The 1,499-nt window shown below is 48.4% G+C and carries 1 protein-coding gene; it reads right to left on the reverse strand.

Features of this window, described 5'->3' with window-relative positions; genetic code table 11:
- On the reverse strand, nucleotides 1–1,499 hold a 1,499-nt coding region (locus tag KDK18_RS05325), incomplete at both ends, for a tyrosine-protein phosphatase (RefSeq protein WP_257253733.1).

Raw genomic sequence — 1,499 nt, forward strand, 5'->3', positions numbered from 1 at the left:
CCTGCTGTTTGCACGAATTTGTTTCTGACCTCACGGGCGGTAGCAATGGTTTGAGTGAAATCTTGTGGAACTTTTCCTGTCTTTTGGTACTGCCTAAGGCTGTTATCAATCGTTACGAAGGTTCCGGTTCTGCCGACCCCCGCATTGCAGTTGACGACAGTGGGGTTGTCTGACCTGGCTGCAACAGAGGGGTGCTGACGTAACTTTTCAACCAGTACCGACAGTTTTGCCAGTCTTTCCGGGTTGCCGGCAGAATGGTCTGCCCAGCCTTTGTCGTAAACCCTGAACTGTGTTTCTCCATTCACGGAGAATTGTTTGACGGTGACGTTATCATTATCAAACGAATACTGCCCATCCAGTCTAACCTTAACGCCGCCGTAGTCTTTTTCTTCACCCACATTCTTCGGGCCTACTTCAATAGAACACTTATTAATTCTCTGCCCGGAAATTTTCGGATCTTGCAGTTCCTTGGCGTTAACAAGAGAGACTGAAACGGCAGGACGATGATGGGCCAGCATCTTAATGAAGTTGGTTTCTGTCTTTTCAACCGGTCCCTGACTGGCGATAAAGCTGCCACCAGGCAGGTCAACTTTGGCGGCATGATAGGGAGCTCCCGGTGCGAATGCTTTGCCTTTATCGCTCTGAAAGATGTTTTTGAATTTTGGCTGTGCTTGAGCTTTGAAAGCAGGGTCTTGATCGAATTTACTTTGTATATCTGGGCTGTCTTTTTGAATATCGCTGAATTGCTTTGTAATGACAGGGTCGTCAGGCTGGAAGGGGAATGTCTGATCCAGTTTAAGTGGAGCTCCCTCATAAGAGCCAAATGTCAGTTGGGACCCATTGTTCGAGCCATACACACCCTGCAAGGACGGAGTCAGTTCTTTAAGTTCGCGGGATCGGGAGTCAGGGCTTTCCTGAATATTCAGTTGACGATCTACCTCTGCGCCCATCGCAGCCGCGAGCATGGGGGCTTTTGCGTAATGTGTGGCAAGTTCTTCTTTTAAACCCTTTACGTCACCGTTAAAGTTTTTCATCTTTTCGGTGACTTTTCTTTCGGCATAAATTTCTCGTACTTCTTGCTTGACTGTGCTGTAGCTATCGTCTTGGTTTTGGCTAAGTTTTGATATTAAATCCTTGATATCCGAAGTGGGGAGCTGCCGGACGGCGTCTGAGAAGTTGCTGAGTGAGAAACCAGAATCATCATCAAATTTGCCATAGTCTATGCCATCAATGATTTCAGGAACGGACAGGGCTTTAGTTGATGGGGTTTCCGGAGTGCTGTTTCTAACTGCAAGTGGTGTGTCAGCGGGCTTTGAACGGGTCGTTTCGGGTTGCTCACTCATTTTGTTGGGGAGCTTGGGCAGGGGGCGGGCATTCCTTTCCGAAAGGGGTGTTGAAGGCGGTTTTGATGGATTCGCTGCATGGTCAGCGCGATGTTCATGCAGCTTGCTATGGAAGTGGTCATAGACGGGTTTAACCAAACCGTGAACACCGAGAAC

The sequence above is a fragment of the Endozoicomonas sp. SESOKO3 genome (assembly GCF_024606255.1).